Source organism: Pseudomonas sp. 3A(2025) (assembly GCF_054589175.1).
Genome location: NZ_BAAILM010000039.1, coordinates 156,928 through 174,435 on the forward strand (window position 1 = coordinate 156,928; position 17,508 = coordinate 174,435).

Here is a 17,508-nt window from a genome sequence, read left to right on the forward strand (position 1 = left end):
CAGAATCTGCCGATGCGCCGCCAGAATGCTTTCGTCCTCGCCCGCATGGGTACTGGCCGCGATCCACACCGGTCGCGCGCCGGCCTGCCACTGCTCGCGCAATTGCGCCGCCTGCACCAACAGGTGCGGGTCGATGCTCAGGTCAAACTTGATCGAACCGGTTACCGTCACGCATTCAGGTCGCGCGCCGAGCATCCGAAAGCGTTCGGCTTCGGTTTCGGTCTGCACCGCAAAGCCGTTCATCTCGGCCAGCATTGGCCGGGTCAGACCGGCAAAACGCCCGTAGCCCCGTGCCGAGCGCTCGGACAAGCGGGCATTGGCCAGCACCACCGGAATGCCACGACGGGCGCATTGGTGAATATGATTCGGCCACAGCTCGGTCTCCATGATGACGCCCAGCCGTGGCCGCACATGATCGAGAAACCGCGCCGCCGCCCAGGGCAGGTCGTACGGCAGGTAGCAGTGCTGGATGCGCGGCTCGCCTGCGAACAGCGCACGAATACGCTCGGAGCCGGTGGGGGTCATGCAGGTGATGGTGATCGGCAGTTCCGGGTAGGCCTTGAGCAAGGCGCGCACCATCGGCGCGGCGGCGATGCTCTCGCCCACCGACACCGCATGCACCCAGATACCGCCTGGCTGCATGGGCGGCAGGCCGAAGGCAAAGCGCTCCTTGATGCGCTGGCGATAAGCCGGCGCCTTGCGCGCACGCAATAACAGGCGCAGCGCAACCAGCGGCAGGCCCAGGTGAAACAGCAGGGTATAAAGGGTTCTGTTCATGGCGGCGAAGTTTACAAGGATCTGGCGGCGACCGCGCCTATCCGATGGCCTGTAAATGCACGGCAAAGCGTTCGGCCAGCCATTGGGCGGCGGGGCCCAGCGGTTCGTCGCGGCGCCAGGCCAGTTCGGTGACCAGTGCCGGCGGGCGCCATTCGCTGGCCAGTTCGACCATCTGCGCCTGATACGTCGGGTACTGCACCACATGGCGCGGCAGCCAGGCCCAGCCCAGGCCGCGCATCAGCAACTCGGCCATGGCGTAAAAACTGTCGGCACGCCAGATCAGCGGGCTGATCGCCTCGCCGCCGGGGTAATCGCTCTGCTGTGGCGTGATCAGCAACTGGCGATGACACGCCAGTTGCTGGCGGGTGACATGGCGTTCACGGGCCAGCGGGTGATCGACCGCGCACACGGTAACCATCTCGACGCTGCCCAGCGTACGCCGCTCCAGCGAGGCCGGAATGTGCTCATGGTGAAAAAACAGACCGAGGTCGGCCCGGCGCTCCACCAGCTTGCGCGCCACATCGCCCTGGGCGTTGCTGGCCAGTTGCACTTGCAGATAAGGAAAGCGGCTCGACAGCTCTTTCAGGCTGTCGATCACCGGTTGATAAGGCATGGCCTCATCCTGAGCAATGCGCAGCAGTGCCTCCTGACCACGCATCAGCGCCAGCGCCCGGCCGTCCAGGCGCTCGCACTGGCGCAGCAGTTCACGGGCATCGGCCAACAGCGCCTCGCCATTGTCGGTCAGGCGCGGCTGCCGCCCGCTGCTGCGTTCGAACAGGGTTACACCCAGATCGGTTTCAAGCAGGGCAATGGCGTTGCTGATCGCCGATTGCGCCTTGCGCTGCTCGCGGGCCACGGCCGAAAACGAGCGTAATTCAGCCACGCGCAGAAACACGCGAAGCTGCTCCAGATTCCACTGTTCGGCCATCAACCTATCTCCCTAGCAGATGGTTAATGACTTTACCCCATCTGACCAACCTCTAAAATGCCGGGCATCCAAAGAAGGAGTTTCACCATGAATGCCTACTACTTGCTGGCCATCGCCATCTGCGCCGAAGTCATCGCCACCACCTCGATGAAAGCCGTCAAAGGCCTGAGCACCCCGCTGCCGCTGCTGCTGGTGATTTGTGGTTATGCCATCGCCTTCTGGATGCTGATCATCGTGGTGCGCACCATTCCGGTGGGCATCACCTACGCCATCTGGTCGGGCATGGGCATTGTGCTGGTCAGCATCGCCGCGCTGTTTATCTACGGCCAGAAGCTCGACCTGCCGGCCATCCTCGGCCTGGGCCTGATCGTACTGGGCGTGGTGGTGATCCAGTTGTTCTCGAAAACCACCGGGCACTGATTGCCCCTATAATGCCGGGCATCGTTTAGCTGAGAGGTGCCCATGCCATCTGTTCTTTCCACCGACGTCCTGATCGTGGGCGGTGGTGTTGCCGGTCTCTGGCTCAATGCCCGCCTGCGTCGCCAAGGGTTTTCCACCGTGCAGGTAGAAAGCGGCCCTCTGGGCGGCGGGCAAAGCCTGAAATCGCAGGGCATCATTCATGGCGGCGCCAAGTACGCGCTGCACGGCGCGCTCAGCGGCGCCTCCGAGGCGATTGCCGACATGCCACGGCGCTGGCGCGAAGCGCTGGACGGCCAGGGCGAGATCGATCTGGCCGGCGTGCGCTTGCTGTCCGAGGCGCACTATCTCTGGTCGCCGGGCACCCTGGCCGGCAACCTCACCAGTTTCCTTGCCAGCAAGGCGGTGCGCGGCCGGGTCGACCAGGTCAAGGGCGACGCCCTGCCACCTGCGCTGCAAAACCCCAGATTCAAGGGCAAGGTCTATCGCCTGGCCGAACTGGTGGTGGATGTCCCGAGCCTGATCGAGCGTCTGGCGCAACTGGCCGGCGACAGCCTGCTGGCCGGCCAGACCATCGAGCCGCTGCACGCCGACGGCCAGTTGGTCGGCCTGCGTGTCGACGGCCGCGACATCCATGCGCAGCGCATCGTGCTCAGTGCCGGTGCCGGCACCGCGTCGTTGCTTGAGGCGCTGGGTATCAACCAGCCAAAAATGCAGCGCCGGCCGCTGCACATGGTGCTGGTCAAAGGCCCGACCCTCAAGCCGCTGTTTGCCCACTGCCTGGGCGGCGGCCCCAAGCCGCGCATCACCGTGACCACCCACCCGGCCGCCGATGGCCAGCATGTCTGGTACCTGGGCGGCGATATCGCCGAAGCCGATGGCGTGGCCCGTGAACCTGCCGCGCAAATCGCCACTGCCCGCGAAGAACTGCACAAACTGTTGCCTTGGGTTGACCTCGACCAGGCGCAATGGGCGACCTTGCGGGTCGACCGCGCCGAGCCCGAGCAGTCGGGTCTGGTGCGTCCGGACAACGCCTTTGTCGATGTGCAGGGTCCTTTGCTGGTCGGCTGGCCGACCAAGCTGGCACTGGCCCCGGACTTCGCTGACCGGGTGCTGGCCGCGCTGGACAAAGACGGCATCCAGCCCACCGCACACGCCTTGCCTGCCGACCTGCCCCGGCCACCGTTGGCCATACCTGTGTGGGACCAACTGCTGCCATGACCCTGCCAACCCTGCACGACCTGCATCGCCCGCTGGGCAGTACCGGCCTGAGCGTTTCGCCGCTGGGCCTGGGCACCGTCAAGCTGGGCCGCGACCAAGGGGTGAAATACCCCAACGGCTTCAGCATCCCCGATGACCAGCAGGCCGCCAGCCTGTTGCGCCAGGCGCGCGAGCTGGGCATCAACCTGCTCGACACCGCGCCCGCCTACGGCATCAGCGAAGAACGCCTCGGCCCGCTGCTGCGTGGCCAGCGTCAGGACTGGGTCATCGTCAGCAAGGTCGGCGAAGAGTTCGCCAACGGCCTGTCGCACCACGACTTCAGCGCCGCGCATACGCGGTACTCCATCGAGCGCAGCCTGAAACGTCTCGAAACTGATTTTATCGACATGGTACTGGTGCACTCCGACGGCAACGACCTGGCCATTCTCAACGACACGGCGGTGTACCAGACCCTCGCCGAACTCAAGCGCGAGGGCAAGATCCGCAGCTTCGGCTTCTCGGGCAAAACCGTTGAAGGCGGCCTGCAGGCGTTGCATGAAGGTGACTGCGCCATGGTCACCTACAACCTCAACGAACAAGGCGAAAAACCGGTTCTGGACTACGCTGCGGCTCACGGCAAAGCGATTCTGGTGAAAAAGGCGCTGGCCAGTGGTCACATCTGTCTGGAACCGGGTGTCGACCCGGTACGGGCCAGTTTCGGGTTACTCTTCGGGCACCCCGGCGTTGCCAGTGCCATCGTCGGGACCATCAACCCTGTACACCTGGCGCACAACGTGGCCAGTGCCGCAGCCGTGATTCGTCGTCAAACCTGACGCCGGCGGCCGACCCCAACGCAAGAAGGAGCCGATATGCCGCGAACCCTGATCCGCAACAACCCCAGCAACTTCAAGACCCTGTCGTTGCTGGTCGAGGCCACCCCGGAAGGCCTCGGTTATGAACCTGTCGGCATGCCACTCAACTTCGCCCAGACCCTGCAACGCCGGCGCAAGATCGAGGTGCCGGACAACGAGCGCTTTACCACCGAACTTGCCAACCTGGGCGTGTCGATCCGCCTGACCCTCAGTTGGCAGAACCGCGATTACTGGGTATTGGTCCGGCAACGGCGCAAGGATCGCGGCGATGTGGTGCTCAAGCTGATTTCCGGCTACGTGCCAGCCCACGAGCTAAGCCTGCCGCTGCACACCGCCATTCAGGAAGTGGCCGAAGAGTGCCTGATCGAGACCCCGCAAGGCTGGCTCAGCGGGCGATACAAAGACACCTGGCTGCCAGCGCCGTATGCCGCAGCGCTGCACTACCGCGAGGCCATGCCATTCAGTCTGAGCCCATTGTCCGGCGCGGCAAGACCGGTGCGCAGCGGCAGCCTGACGCTGATCGAGCGACCCCGCGCCTATGTGCACCTGCCCACCGCCTCGCTGCAACTGATCTACGACATGCGTCTGGAAATTCCACGCGAGGCCCGGCCGGTGAGCCTGTTTCATGTCGATGAGAGCCTTGAAGACCAGCACCTGGTGGCGCGCCTGAACCGCAGCAAACCGGACCTGTACCTGATGCCGCTGGAAAACGGCAGCCCGCTGCCGGAGCTGTACACCCTCAAGCGCGACCGGCTGACGCCAGTGGGTACGCGCGGGTTGTACCTGGCCGAAAGCTTCGCCCGTCAGGAGGGCTGGGTCGTCAGTGAAGAGCGCATTCGCTGGAAGGACTGGCTGCGCCAGCAGGGCCTGACACCGCCGCCGAAGAGCACCGGGCTGACGCGCCTGACCGGCAAGGCCAGGGAGCTGCTGCAAAGAGCGCGCTCGCGACTGGCCAAATAATGCCGACCGTTTGGATCATTGACCGCGGATTTTCTCGACGATGGCGGTGGTCGAGCTGTTTGCGACCAGGCCGAGCACTTTCACTTCGCCGCCATAGGCGCTGACGATGTCGGCGCCAACCACCTGATCAACGCTGTAATCGCCGCCCTTGACCAGCACATCGGGCTTGATGTGGCTGAGCAGGTTTTCAGGCGTGCCTTGCGCAAAGCTGATCACCCAGTCTACCGCGCCCAGACCTGCCAGCACGGCCATGCGCCGGTCGACGCTGTTGATCGGTCGGCCCGGTCCTTTCAGGCGGCTGACCGAGGCGTCGTCGTTGATCGCGACGATCAGCCGGTCGCCCTGCGCACGGGCCTGCTCCAGATAGGTGACATGACCGGCGTGCAAAATATCGAAGCAGCCATTGGTAAAGACGATCTTTTCGTTATGCGCACGGGCGTCATCCACTGCCAGCAGCAACTGCTCCAGCCCCAGCACACCCCGCTCCGAACCCTCTTCACGCTGGATGGCGCGACGCAGTTCCGGGGCGCTGATGGCCGCCGTACCCAGCTTGCCGACCACAAGGCTGGCGGCCAGATTGGCCAGGCCCACCGCATTGGGCAGCTCTTCGCCTGCGGCCAGCGCGGCGGCCAGTGTAGAAATGACCGTATCACCGGCACCGGTGACATCGAATACTTCACGGGCGCGGGCCGGCAGGTGCAGGGCGGCGTGGTCCGGGCGTAACAGGGTCATACCGTGCTCGCCACGGGTCACCAGCAAAGCGCCCAGTTCCAGCTCATGCATCAACTGCGCGCCTTTGGCGACCAGGTCGGCTTCATCATGGCAATGGCCGACGATGGCTTCGAATTCGCTGAGGTTGGGGGTGATCACACTGGCGCCGCGATAGATCGAGAAATCTTTACCCTTGGGGTCGGCCAGCACCGGAATGCCCCGCTCGCGGGCAGCCTGGATCAACGCCTGGTGGTTTTTCAACGCGCCTTTGCCGTAGTCGGACAATACCAGCACCTTGACACCTTCGAGCAAGGTATCGACTTCGGCACTCAGGGCCAGGGCGTCGGTGGCAAAGGGTTCTTCAAAATCGATGCGCAACAGCTGCTGGTGACGACTCATGACCCGCAGCTTGACGATGGTCGGCTGATGCGCGATGCGCTGAAAGCGCGCCACGACACCGGCAGCCTTGAGGCTGTTGGCCAGGCTTTCGGCGGCTTCGTCTGTGCCGGTGACGCCGACCAGCGAGGCCGGTGCGCCCAGGGCCGCGATGTTCAGCGCCACGTTGGCTGCGCCGCCGGGCCGGTCCTCCATCTGGTCGACCTTGACCACCGGCACCGGGGCCTCGGGAGAGATGCGCGAGGTGCCGCCATGCCAGTAACGGTCGAGCATGACATCACCCACCACCAGGACAGGCGCTTGGTCGAAACGCGGCATGGACAACTTCATAGACAAACTCGTACCAGAACTGAACAGGGGCGGAATCTTAGCACAGGGTTTTTAATCTGTTGGAGCCGCCCGCCGCTGTATTCAAATCGCCCCGCCTGGCGCTGGCTCGTCCAGCCCCATGGCATGCAGACGGGCGTAATAGCCGTTCTGCGCCAGCAACTGGTTGTGCGTGCCGCGCTCGACGATTCGCCCGCCGTCCATGACCAGAATCAGGTCGGCCTTTTCGATGGTCGAAAGGCGGTGGGCGATGACCAGCGTGGTCCGTCCTTGCATGACCTGATCCAGTGCGCCCTGAATGTGCCGCTCCGACTCGGTATCGAGTGCCGAAGTGGCTTCGTCGAGAATCAGCAACGGCGCGTTTTTCAGCAACGCACGGGCAATTGCCAGGCGCTGGCGCTGGCCGCCGGACAGCAGCACGCCGTTCTCGCCGACCTGGGTGTCCAGGCCTTCGGGCAAACGGTCGATGAATTCCTTGGCGTAAGCAGCCGCTGCCGCCTGTTCGATATCGCTACGCGGCGCGCCGGCCAGGTCGCCATAGGCGATGTTGTTGGCCACGCTGTCGTTGAACAGGGTGACGTTCTGATTGACCTGGGCGATGTGACGACGCAGGTTGCGCAGACGATAGTCGTTGATGTCCACACCATCGAGCAGAATCTGCCCGGTTTCATGGCCATAAAAGCGCGGAATCAGGTTGGCCAGCGTCGACTTGCCGCTGCCCGAACGCCCGACCAGTGCGACCATTTGCCCAGGCTCTGCGACAAAGCTGATGTCGTCGAGCACCACCCGCTCGGTTTCCGGGTAGGTAAAGCTGAGGCTCTTGACCTCCAGACGACCTTGCACCCGCTCGCGCTCGAAGGTGCCGGAATCGACTTCGGCGGGCACATCGAGCTGTTCGAAGATGCTTTCGGCACCCGCGACGCCCTTCTGGATCGTCGAGCTGACTTCGGACAACTGGCGAATCGGCTTGGGCAGCAAGCCGGCGGCAGTGATGTAGGCGACCAGATCGCCCGCCGTGGCGTCGCCGCGCAGCAGCAGCACGAGAAACATCAGCGTGGCCATGGCGGTGTAGATCACCAGTTGCAGCATCGGCGTATACACCGCGCCAGTCTTGGTCATGCGCAGTTGCTTCTCGGTGTTGCTGTTGCTGGCGTTGGCAAAGCGATCCTGCTCGTATTGCTCGCCGCCAAAGCTGCGCACCACGCGGTAGCCCTGAATGGTTTCGGAAGCCACGTGGGTCACATCGCCCATGGCCACCTGGATTTTCTTGCTCTGCTTGCGAAATTTCTTGCTGGCACTGCTGACCATGACCGCGATCAGCGGCAGGATCGCGAGCATCACCAGGGTCAGTTTCCAGTTCATCCACAACAGGTAGATGAACAGGAACACCACGGTCAGGCCTTCGCGGATCACCACCTTGATGGCATCGGTGGCGGCACCGGTGACCATGGTCACGTTGAAGGTGATGCGCGAGATCAGGTGGCCGGAGTTGTGGGTATCGAAATAGCGGTTGGGCAGCACCAGCAGCTTGTTGAACAGTTCGACGCGCAGGTCGTGCACCAGCCCCAGCGAGACCTTGGCCAGAAAGTAGTTGCCCAGAAACGAACCCAGCCCTTGCCAGGCCGCAATCAATACGATCAGCAGCGGCACAGCCTGCAGCAATTGCAGTTTGTTGAGGTAAGGCACGTTGGGGAACAACACCACTTCGGGGTTGCTCAGGCCGTCGACGAAGTATTTGAGAATGCCGGCCAGCATCGGCTGGGTCGAGGCGAAGATCACAAAGCCGACGATACTGAGCAGAAAGATGCCCACATACGGACGCACATAGGTCAACAGACGTAGATAGATCTTCACGCTGGACGGCGCGGACGATTCGGAAGTTGCCATGGGAATCCGTCGAGTCAAAAAGAGGCCGAATTGTATCACAAGCTCTTTTTGTGGCTGCCTGCTGGGGTAACATGGCCGACCTCGACAGGCTGACGCAGAATCCGGAGTATCGATGCAAGCGCTTGACCATGCCCGCTACCTTGACCTGGTCCAGGGCGCAGAAGTACTCGAAGCCGACGGCACGGGCGATAAAGTCTTGCGCCTGCTCGACGGCTCGATGCTCAAGCTGTTCCGCCGCAAGCGCCTGATCAGCTCGGCCGCCTGGTACCCCTACGCCACCCGCTTTGCCGACAATTGCCAGACCCTGGCGCAACGGGCGGTGCCCTGCCCGCAGGTGCGCTGTGTGTTCCGGATTGCCGCCATCGAGCGCGATGCGGTGCATTACACGCCGCTGCCCGGCAAGACCCTGCGCCAGTTGCTAGACGATGTGAGCCGCGACGACGAACTGCGTCGTCAACTGGGGCGCTTTATCGCCGACCTGCATCACAAAGGCATCTATTTTCGTTCGGCGCACCTGGGCAATGTGGTGCTGACGCCCGAAGGCACCTTAGGCCTGATCGACATCGCCGACATGAAGACCTACCGCCAACCCTTGCGCAAGGCGTTGCGCCTGCGCAACTTCAAACACATGCTGCGCTACACCCAGGACCGCCAATGGCTGCTGGGTGAAGACAATCCTGCGTTTATCGAAGCCTATCTGGCGGCGCAGAGCGTGTGTAGCGAAGCAGAGTTGAAGCAAGCGGTGGGCTGACGCCCGACCGCTTTACGCTGTTCGCTCGAGGATCGGTGCAGGTGCGCGCTGTACCCGGCGCCCCAGAATCATCGCCGCCGGCAGCAGCACCAGCAGCCATAGTTCGTCCGGGTTGCCCACCAGCTTGCTGCCGTCGAAGTTGAGCATCACCAGCGCACAGGCCAGGTAACATCCCCAGGCATCGCGCTGGCGCCAGGCTTGCCACAGGCTCATGGCCATGACCACCACGAACAGCACCAGCGATACACCGCCGGTGTACAGCCCCATCGCGACGAAGATATTGTGCGGATGCTGAATCGGGATGCCGCCGGTCAGAGTGCGGGTGGTCTGGAAGTCGACGCCGCAACCCAGAATCCAGCCACAGTGCCCCCACTCGGCGGTCATGATCTCGAACAGTTCGATGCGGTACGAGTCGCCACGCACGAACAACAACCGCACCCACTGTTCTTCCCAGCACAACCACAGCGCCAGGCCGGTGATCAGGACCACTGCCAGCAAGGCGGCGCTGGCCGCACGCGGAAAACGGTAAAGGGTATACAAGCCCCACAACCCCAGCAACAGGCCCAGGCCGACCAGCGCGGTACGGGTCTGCACCACATAGGCGGCCGCCAGCAAGGTCAGGGCGATGGCAGCGATGGCCTCGACCCAGCGCCGTTGCCGGACCCACAACGGCATCGCCAGTGCCAGCGCACAGACCAGCCAGGCGCTGCTGTAGATCACGTTGTCGACACGGCCCGGCAAAATCGCGACCCGCTCGCCGAGCACGAACTGCCCGGTCGTCCAGCTGTGCAGGCTGCCGACGAAGATGTACAGGCACACGCTCCAGAACAGCCCGCGCACGAACACCCCGCCATTGAACAGCGTCGTCGGCGTAAGCCCCGCGATAATGAACACGAACAGACTGACGTAGACAATGTGCTTATAGAACTGGAAGTCGGCCGAGAACACCGCCGGTACCAGAAACCACAGCATGAAGGCGGCCCAGACACGCCCCAATGGCTGGCTGAAGACTTTTGCGCCACGGGCCTTGATCAGGAAGAACAGGCCCGGCAGCGCCATGGTGGCGTAGAACAGATTATTGGTGAACTTGGCCGAGTCGTGCAGGATGAAGCTCAGCAAAAAAGCGCACAGGGCGGTGCCGAAGTAGAGCTGGCTCTTGCTGAGCGGGGCACGCAGACCATCAACCGACATTATGGAGTAACCAACCTGTTATCAGACCCGCAACCAGCGTGGCGATCAGCTTGACCCGTTCGCGGCGCTTGCGGCGTTGTTTGTCTACACGCTCCTGAGACACCACCACATGGCTGCCAAAGCCGGTGTGCAGAACCGCGTCGTTTTCAAGAATCAGGGCATAGCGGTTTTGTGCAGCATAGACCTGAGACAGCTTCTTTTCGCCGCCGTGCTCAGCATACGGTGCATGCTCTTTGTAGTCTGTCAGACGACGCAAACCCGGGTTGAAGGAAAAACCCTGCCATTCCGGTTTGTGCGAGCCCAGTCTGTAGAACGGGATGCCTTGCACCACTTCGCGCTCGTTGAGAAACACGTAGGGGCTGTGCACCATCAAGTCGTGGTTGAAGCTGCGCAGCCAGACCTGCAAGGCCTGCGGGTCGTTGACCAGCAGGGTCATCGACTCTTCGATGAAACCTGGGCGATAGAAGTCCCAGTCGTCTTCGCAATGAAAGACCCAACTCGTTTCGATCAGCGCATAGGCGGCATCGACCGAACGCATCTGGCCCAGCTTGGGGTTGTTGACGATAAACCGGGTATGCGCCTGCCAGTGCTCGGGAATACAGGCCCTGACCTGTTCGTCACCGGAGTCTTCGGTAATCAGCACATGGCGGATGGGCGCGGTATTGAAACGGTCGAACGTTTCCAGGGTGCGCTTCAACAGGTCGAAACGACCACAACTGGTGACAACCAGAGTGATCTCGCTGTTTTCGCTGAATACCATCATGGGCTCCCGATCTTTGTAGGTTTTTTGAGGTTACGCACCGAACCAGCTCCGCACGCGATCCAGCAGGCCGGGGGCCGGACGGGGCCGCAACGGAGCCTGCAACGCCTCGACGATGGTCTTGCCAAGGGCATGAAATGTATAGCGTTGCTCTACCAGCGTCTGCCCATTACGGGAAATTTCATCTGCCAGCACTGTATCTTCACGTAACAGCTGCAGTTTGCTGCGCAACTCGTCGATGTCGCGGTACAGCACGATATTGCGCATGTCCTCGAAACCCAGCGCGCGGTTTTCTTCGCTGCCCTGATCGAACGCCAGCAACACGCAGCCGCAGGCCATGGCTTCGAAGTTCTTGATCATGTACTCGCCCATGCCGACATCGGCACTGACGAAAAAGCGGATGCGGTTCAGCGTGGCGCAGTATTCCTCGCCCGACTTGGTGCGGGTCACCAGCAGCGGTTCGACCTTGGCCAGTTCGTCCAGCAAGGCCTTGCGGCCGCTATACGCCACACTCTTGGTGCTGCCGACAAAGGCCAGCTCGATATCGCGCTCGCGACCCTGGCCTTGAACCAGGCTCTGGTCGTAGCCCTTGGGCACGAACACCGCATCGAACCCTTCGGCGCGCAGCCGCTCGGTGACCACAAAGCCCGAGGTAATCACCCGTGCCCAGGGCAACTTGCGGTAATGGGCGCTGAACTTGCCGGTGTATTTGCACGGGATGTAATTCTGGTAGGCGTCGTGCTCCAGGATCACCAGATTGGGCAAACTACGGATAAAGCCCACCTGCCGCACTTCTTGCTTGAAGCGCAGAAAGAACACGATCCGGTCGTAGCGGCTCACGTCCACTTCGCGGCGGAAATACCCGCGCAGGTCGCGCTGTTCTTCGGAACTCAGCCAGCGCAGGTCGCATTCGCAGTGCGCCGCGATGCCTTCGTACAGGCGGTCGAGAATGGCGCGCTGTTCCTTCTGGACCAGAAATAGAACTTTCATGGGTTTCCTTGCAGTCGCAGTGCCTGCTGAAGCGCAATTAAATGTCGCTGCGCCAGAACAGTTCATGGCGCCGCACAGCCTTACGGAAAAATTCGTTCTCACCCTCGGCAGGCACCCGCCGCCCGGCCAGCACACGCTGCAACAGCCTGCGCAGCTTGCGCTTGAACGGCATCGGCGGTTGCAGGTCGTGCATCATGCCCAGCGCCATGGCCTTGTCGCGGCGCACTTCGGCCGGCAGCACCAGGCTGTAAGGCGTCAGCGTCTGCCCGTCATCGAACACCGGCGGCAGGCTTACGCCTTCATGGGCATTGCCCATCGGCCAGCGGTCGTTGTCGTGCAGGTGGTTGGCGTAGCCGAGGATCAGCTCCGGCTGCCAGGCCAGGCCTTGCAAAGCCTCGCGCACTGCCGCCTGCGCGCAGATATGGTCCGGGTGCGGGTCGATGCTTGGTTGCGGCATCACCAGCACTTGCGGGCGAGCCTGCAAAATCACGGCGCGCAGGTCGGCGAGCAGGTTGTTCCAGCTCGGCACGCCGTCATCGCCGGGCAGCGCCAGGCGGTTGAACTGGCGAAACAGCCGGGTATCGGCCAGCCCGGCCTCGCGTGAAGCGACCGGCTGCTCGGGGGCGGCCTGCATGGCCGGCAGTTGCAGGCAAAAGTAACCCAGTTGCACGCAATGCGCCTCAGGCACGCCGGCCCAGCGCGGCACCGCAATGCTGTCCCAGGCGCGCAAACGGCCCTTGAGTTGCGCCGCCTCGTGGGTGTTCATGCCCATGCGCCGGTAATGCCCGGCTTCGATTTCGCCAGCCGTCAGGGTCACGATCCAGGCTTCATCGGCCTGGCTGTACAAGCCATAGGCGGCAAGTTCTGCGTCGTCGGCATGCGGGGCAATGACCATGACCCGCTGCCGGCGGGCGTCGGCATGCCGTGACAGCCATAGGCGCGGCGTGCCGCCTACTGTGCAAAAGCGCCCGCGCAGTTGCAACTGGCCTTCGCCCAGCGAGCGACCCAGGCCGGTCAGGTTCAGGTAGCGCACGCCATCGACGCCGCGTTCGAAGGTTTGCACATCGCCCTCGTCGCTGCCGAGAAGGTGCACGGCAGGGTCAAGAAAACGCCCCAGCCAGTGGCTGCGCACGCTGACAGCCAGAATCAGGGTTTCATCGCCCTGCAACGGGCCGGGCAGCGCGACGCTCAAGCGGCCCTTGTCCAGTTGCACGCCCGGCACTTCGTCACGGTCGGCAAAGCGGTATTGATAGTCGTCGCCCGGCGCATAGAACAGATGGTCGGCAAACCAGGCTTCATGGGCCATCCATACCAGCACGGCCAGCAGCGGCACCAGCCACCAGGCCAGCAACACGCCAGCGGCGATCAACGCCAGCAGAACCACCAGCAAGGCGATGCGCTTGTTGCGCCGATGGCGCTTGAGTAACTGTTGTTTGCGGCTCACACCTGAAATACCGGGACGGGGTTGCACCAACGGTCCTTGTACTCACGGTCGGCGCGGCCGAACGAGAAGCGCAACGGCTTGTTCAGGGCCCGAGCGCTTTCCCAGGCGCTCTGGGTGTTGATGAAGCTCAGCACGCTGCCGGGGCTGAACGCGCGGTTTTCCGGGTCGACGCCGCCGTTGACGTACTCGACGCTGACCCAGCGTGGCGCCTCGACGCGGTACACCAGCTGGATCGCAATCGGCGCACCGTCAAGAAACAGCACCGAGCCGATCAGCCATTCGCGCAGCAGCTCGATCACATCGACCATGCGTTCGGCACCGGTGGCGGCAAAGCCCCAGCGGCGTTGAAACAGGTCGCAGTAGATACGCGCCAGCGTCGCGCTGTCGAACTCGCTGACCGCGTGCACCGTGCCGCCGGCCTCTTCGAGCAGGCGCAATTCACGACGCTGGTTATAGCGAAACTTTTTTGACAGGTCCTCAGGCGTACGGGCCATGGCCAGCGACTCGGCCTGCGCCTTGTAGGTGCTGATCCGGCCTTCGTTAAGCGCCGACAGGTAGCGGCCGCGATGGCGCAGCGCTATCTGTGCATCCTCGGCCACCGGTACGATCAGCTCGGAATTGCCGAGGTCGAACAGACCCTTTTTGCCATGCCGCTTGAGTTCGCCCTTGTCCAGCGCCAGCGCCCGGCCCCAGGTAGCAATGGCCGCCTTGAGCTCGCCGCCCTGCTCCCAGGCCAGATAGCGCACGGGAATGCCGGCCAGTGCCGAAAGCCGCTCGACCACCTGGGGATGCGTGGCCACGCTGCCGCCATAACGCTGCCAGGTCTGTTCGTAGGTGGCGGCATCGACAGCGGTCCAGCCGCGCTCGCGAAAGCCCTGAAAGAAATTGAGCATCAAGACTCCACAGCCAGCCGGGTGACCTGCGGCAGGTGCCAGAACACCTTGCGCACCGCATGATCGGAAAAACGCGTTTGCAGCCGTTGCAGCATCTGTTCGGCGCACGCCTGGCGCTGGCCGTCATCGAGCCGCGACAGATGCACCAGCCCTTGGGCCATGTGCTCGGCATCGCCCAACGGAAACAACACACCCACACCCTCGACCACTTCTTTGGCGCCGCCACAGGAGGTGGCCAGCAACGGCAAGCCGGCGACCATGGCCTCCAGCAGCACCATGCCGAACGGTTCGTGGTCGGAACTCAGGGCAAACACATCGAAAGCCTTGAAGTAGCGCCGTGCGTCAGGCACCTGACCAAGAAACAGCACCTGCGCGGCGATGCCCAGCTCCAGTGCCAGGTCCTTGAGCGACTGCTCCAGGCGGCCCTTGCCGAGAATCACCAGTTGACTGCCTGCCGGCAGGTCCGGCAGCACATGGGCAAAGCCGCGCAGCAGCGTGGCCTGGTCCTTGTCCGGGTGCAGGCGCCCGACATTGGCGACAATCCAGGCGTCGGGCGCCAGTTTCAGCTCGCGACGAGCGTCTTCGCGGCTGAACTGGCTGCCTTGCAGTTGTTCGACGTCGATGCGGTTATACAGCGTCTCGATACGCTCGGCCGGCCACTTGGGCAGGCTCTTGCGCATGTCGTCACGCACCGCATCCGACACCCCGAGCAGGCTCAGGCGCTGGCGAAACAGATTAGCGAACAGCCGGCGGCTGCCGCGCTGGTAGTCGCCGAAAGCGTGGTGCACACCGATGACCGGCAACCGGGTTGCCAGCAAGGCGATGTACACCGGCTTGAAGCGGTGCGCGATACAAAAGTCGAAGCGCCGGGTGGCGGCGATCTTGCGCAATGCCGCGATGGCGCCCAGCTTCAGGCCACGAATGGCGCTGGAGCTGAACTGCATGAACAGCACTTCGTCAGAGCCACAGTCGGCAATCACGTCCGGGTTGTAGTCGCCGGTCAGAAATACCGTGGTCACCCGGTAGCCCTTGCCGGCGAACAAACTGGCGTACTGCCGTGCGCAGTCCAGGAACGGCCCGTCATAGCCGTGGCAGAACTGCAACACATGGCGCTCAGCCGGCAGTGTCATAAGCCTTCACACCGTCTTTGACGACCAGAATATCTTCCATGATCAGGTACTCCAGGTCCGAGCCGAAGAACATGTTCAGCGCGTCGGTCGGCGAGCAGATCATCGGTTCACCACGGCGGTTCAGCGAGGTGTTCAGCGACACGCCGTTGCCGGTGAGGTTTTCCAGCGCTTTCATCATGTCGTAGTAGCGCGGGTTGTATTCGCGCTTGAGCACCTGGGCCCGCGAGGTGCCGTCTTCATGGACGACTTCCGGCACGCGGGTTTTCCATTCTTCGGCCACTTCAAAGGTGAAGGTCATGAACGGCGCCGGGTGATCGATGGTGATCATCTGCGGTGCAACGGTGTCGAGCATCGACGGGCAGAAGGGTCTCCAGCGCTCGCGGAACTTGATCTGCTCGTTGATGCGGTTGGCCACGCCCGGCACGCTCGGGCAGCCGATGATCGAACGACCGCCGAGGGCACGCGGACCGAACTCCATGCGCCCCTGGAACCAGGCCACCGGGTTGCCGTCGACCATGATCTGCGCGATGCGCTCGGGCATGTTGTCGATCTTGCGCCACTTGGGCTGGCTCGGGTGACGGGCGCAGGCCGCGATCACGTCTTCGTTGCTGTACGAGGGGCCGAGGTAGACGTGTTCCATCTTCTCGACCGGCACGCCACGGGCATGCGACACGTAGGCTGCCGCACCGACCGCCGTACCGGCGTCGCCGGAAGCCGGCTGCACGAACAGCTCCTTGACTTCGGGACGGGCGATGATTTTCTGGTTGAGCTTGACGTTCAGCGCACAGCCGCCGGCAAAGGCGATTTTGCCGGTCTGCTTGAGGATGTCGCCCAGATAGTGGTCCATCATCTGCAGGGCGAGCTTTTCAAACAGCGCCTGCATGCTTGCCGCGTAATGGATGTACGGCTCGTCGGCGACATCGCCGACGCGCTTGGGGCCCAGCCATTCGATCAGCTTGGGCGAGAAGTAGAACCCCTTGCCCTTCTCTTTATAGCGGCGCAGGCCGATGACGTTGGCCAGTTCGGTGTTGATCACCAACTCGCCATTCTCGAAAGTCGCCAGGCGCGAGAAGTCGTATTTGCTGGCATCACCATACGGCGCCATGCCCATGACCTTGAACTCGCCGTCGAGCATCTCGAAGCCGAGGAACTCGGTGATCGCGCCGTACAGGCCGCCCAGCGAGTCGGGGTCGTAGAATTCCTTGATCTTGTGGATCTTGCCGTGCTCGCCATAACCGAAGAAGGTCGTGGCGTACTCGCCCTTGCCGTCGATGCCCAGGATCGCGGTTTTCTCGGTAAAGCCCGAGCAGTGATAGGCGCTGGCGGCGTGGGCCAGGTGGTGCTCGACCGGCTCGATCTTGATCTTTTTCGGGTCGAAGCCCAGTTGCTCCAGGCACCAGACGATCTTGTTGCGGTAGCGCTTGTAGCGGCGGTTGCCCATCAACAGCGCATCCAGGGCGCGGTCCGGTGCATACCAGTAGCGCTTGGCGTAGTGCCAGCGGGCCTTGCCGAACAGGCTGATCGGTGCGAACGGAATCGCCACCACGTCGACGTCCGACGGCTTGATGCCGGCCTGCTCCAGGCAGAACTTCGCCGACTCGTAAGGCATGCGGTTCTTTGCGTGCTTGTCGCGCACGAAGCGCTCTTCTTCGGCGGCGGCAATCAGTTTGCCGTCGATGTACAGGGCCGCAGAAGGATCATGGCTAAGGGCGCCAGACAGGCCAAGGATCGTCAATGCCACTAGGGTCTAGCCTCTTTAGTCTGCTTGCGGGCGCTGTGCGCCCGAGAAAAGGAGTGCCCCCCGCACAGCGGGCCGGGACAGCTAAAGCGCGGGATTATAGCCTAATGACCGGAATTTTGGCTGCGCGGGGACA

At 63.0% G+C, this 17,508-nt stretch carries 16 protein-coding genes; 5 read left to right on the forward strand and 11 right to left on the reverse strand.

Translation table 11 applies throughout. The features are described 5' to 3' along the window. Positions 1-777: 3-deoxy-D-manno-octulosonic acid transferase (locus ACYP2A_RS16340; protein ID WP_459746564.1), on the reverse strand; the 777-nt coding region annotated here is incomplete at its 3' end. 37 nt (positions 778-814) lie between these two features. Next, positions 815-1,705, reverse strand: a complete 891-nt coding sequence (locus ACYP2A_RS16345) for a LysR family transcriptional regulator (protein WP_459746566.1) — start codon at positions 1,703-1,705, stop codon at positions 815-817. Between the two features lie 87 nt (positions 1,706-1,792). Between ACYP2A_RS16345 and ACYP2A_RS16350 the strand changes: the two genes are divergently transcribed. The 4 genes from ACYP2A_RS16350 to ACYP2A_RS16365 are packed head-to-tail and all read left to right on the forward strand — an operon-like array spanning position 1,793 to position 5,154. Beyond that, a complete protein-coding gene (locus tag ACYP2A_RS16350; protein WP_459746567.1) occupies positions 1,793-2,125 on the forward strand; it encodes a DMT family transporter in 333 nt (110 codons plus the stop codon). A gap of 42 nt (positions 2,126-2,167) precedes the next feature. After that, the gene (locus tag ACYP2A_RS16355) at positions 2,168-3,343 is read left to right on the forward strand and encodes an NAD(P)/FAD-dependent oxidoreductase (RefSeq protein WP_459746569.1); all 1,176 of its coding nucleotides are present in this window, start codon (positions 2,168-2,170) and stop codon (positions 3,341-3,343) included. Beyond that, positions 3,340-4,155: an aldo/keto reductase gene (locus tag ACYP2A_RS16360; protein ID WP_459746570.1), complete on the forward strand. Its 816-nt coding sequence runs from the start codon at positions 3,340-3,342 to the stop codon at positions 4,153-4,155. The genes ACYP2A_RS16355 and ACYP2A_RS16360 overlap by 4 nt, the downstream gene beginning before the upstream one ends. A 36-nt stretch (positions 4,156-4,191) precedes the next feature. Further along, on the forward strand, positions 4,192-5,154 hold the full coding sequence (locus ACYP2A_RS16365; protein ID WP_459746571.1) for a metal ABC transporter ATPase: 963 nt from the start codon (positions 4,192-4,194) through the stop codon (positions 5,152-5,154). 15 nt (positions 5,155-5,169) lie between these two features. On the opposite strand, the gene hldE is transcribed toward ACYP2A_RS16365, so the two are convergent. Both hldE and msbA read right to left on the reverse strand, forming a co-directional pair. Beyond that, positions 5,170-6,591, reverse strand: coding sequence for a bifunctional D-glycero-beta-D-manno-heptose-7-phosphate kinase/D-glycero-beta-D-manno-heptose 1-phosphate adenylyltransferase HldE (gene hldE / locus ACYP2A_RS16370; protein ID WP_459746572.1), 1,422 nt, complete (start codon positions 6,589-6,591; stop codon positions 5,170-5,172). Positions 6,592-6,672: 81 nt separating this feature from the next. Then, positions 6,673-8,475, reverse strand: coding sequence for a lipid A export permease/ATP-binding protein MsbA (msbA, locus tag ACYP2A_RS16375; RefSeq protein WP_459746573.1), 1,803 nt, complete (start codon positions 8,473-8,475; stop codon positions 6,673-6,675). Positions 8,476-8,587: 112 nt separating this feature from the next. On the opposite strand from msbA, the gene ACYP2A_RS16380 reads away from it, so the two are divergent. Further along, entirely contained in the window at positions 8,588-9,226 is a 639-nt protein-coding gene (locus ACYP2A_RS16380) for a phosphotransferase (RefSeq protein ID WP_459746575.1), read from the forward strand. 12 nt (positions 9,227-9,238) lie between these two features. Here the strand turns inward: ACYP2A_RS16380 and ACYP2A_RS16385 are convergent, their stop codons facing one another. Genes ACYP2A_RS16385 through ACYP2A_RS16415 form a run of 7 tightly spaced genes read right to left on the reverse strand, consistent with a single transcriptional unit; the run spans position 9,239 to position 17,375 of the window. After that, positions 9,239-10,417, reverse strand: coding sequence for an O-antigen ligase domain-containing protein (locus ACYP2A_RS16385; protein WP_459746576.1), 1,179 nt, complete (start codon positions 10,415-10,417; stop codon positions 9,239-9,241). Further along, positions 10,407-11,180 (reverse strand): glycosyltransferase family 2 protein, encoded by a 774-nt coding sequence (locus tag ACYP2A_RS16390; protein ID WP_459746577.1) that lies wholly within the window; start codon positions 11,178-11,180, stop codon positions 10,407-10,409. The genes ACYP2A_RS16385 and ACYP2A_RS16390 overlap by 11 nt, the downstream gene beginning before the upstream one ends. Before the next feature lie 30 nt (positions 11,181-11,210). Then, the gene (locus ACYP2A_RS16395; protein ID WP_459746578.1) at positions 11,211-12,167 is read right to left on the reverse strand and encodes a glycosyltransferase family protein; all 957 of its coding nucleotides are present in this window, start codon (positions 12,165-12,167) and stop codon (positions 11,211-11,213) included. 37 nt (positions 12,168-12,204) lie between these two features. Beyond that, a complete protein-coding gene (locus tag ACYP2A_RS16400; RefSeq protein ID WP_459746579.1) occupies positions 12,205-13,611 on the reverse strand; it encodes a PIG-L family deacetylase in 1,407 nt (468 codons plus the stop codon). Then, positions 13,608-14,504 (reverse strand): antimicrobial resistance protein Mig-14, encoded by an 897-nt coding sequence (locus tag ACYP2A_RS16405; RefSeq protein ID WP_459746581.1) that lies wholly within the window; start codon positions 14,502-14,504, stop codon positions 13,608-13,610. Before ACYP2A_RS16405 ends, ACYP2A_RS16400 begins: the two co-directional genes overlap by 4 nt. Continuing rightward, the gene (locus ACYP2A_RS16410) at positions 14,504-15,634 is read right to left on the reverse strand and encodes a glycosyltransferase (protein WP_459746583.1); all 1,131 of its coding nucleotides are present in this window, start codon (positions 15,632-15,634) and stop codon (positions 14,504-14,506) included. The genes ACYP2A_RS16405 and ACYP2A_RS16410 overlap by 1 nt, the downstream gene beginning before the upstream one ends. Beyond that, on the reverse strand, positions 15,618-17,375 hold the full coding sequence (locus tag ACYP2A_RS16415) for a carbamoyltransferase family protein (protein WP_459746585.1): 1,758 nt from the start codon (positions 17,373-17,375) through the stop codon (positions 15,618-15,620). The genes ACYP2A_RS16410 and ACYP2A_RS16415 overlap by 17 nt, the downstream gene beginning before the upstream one ends. Between the last annotated feature and the right edge of the window lie 133 nt (positions 17,376-17,508).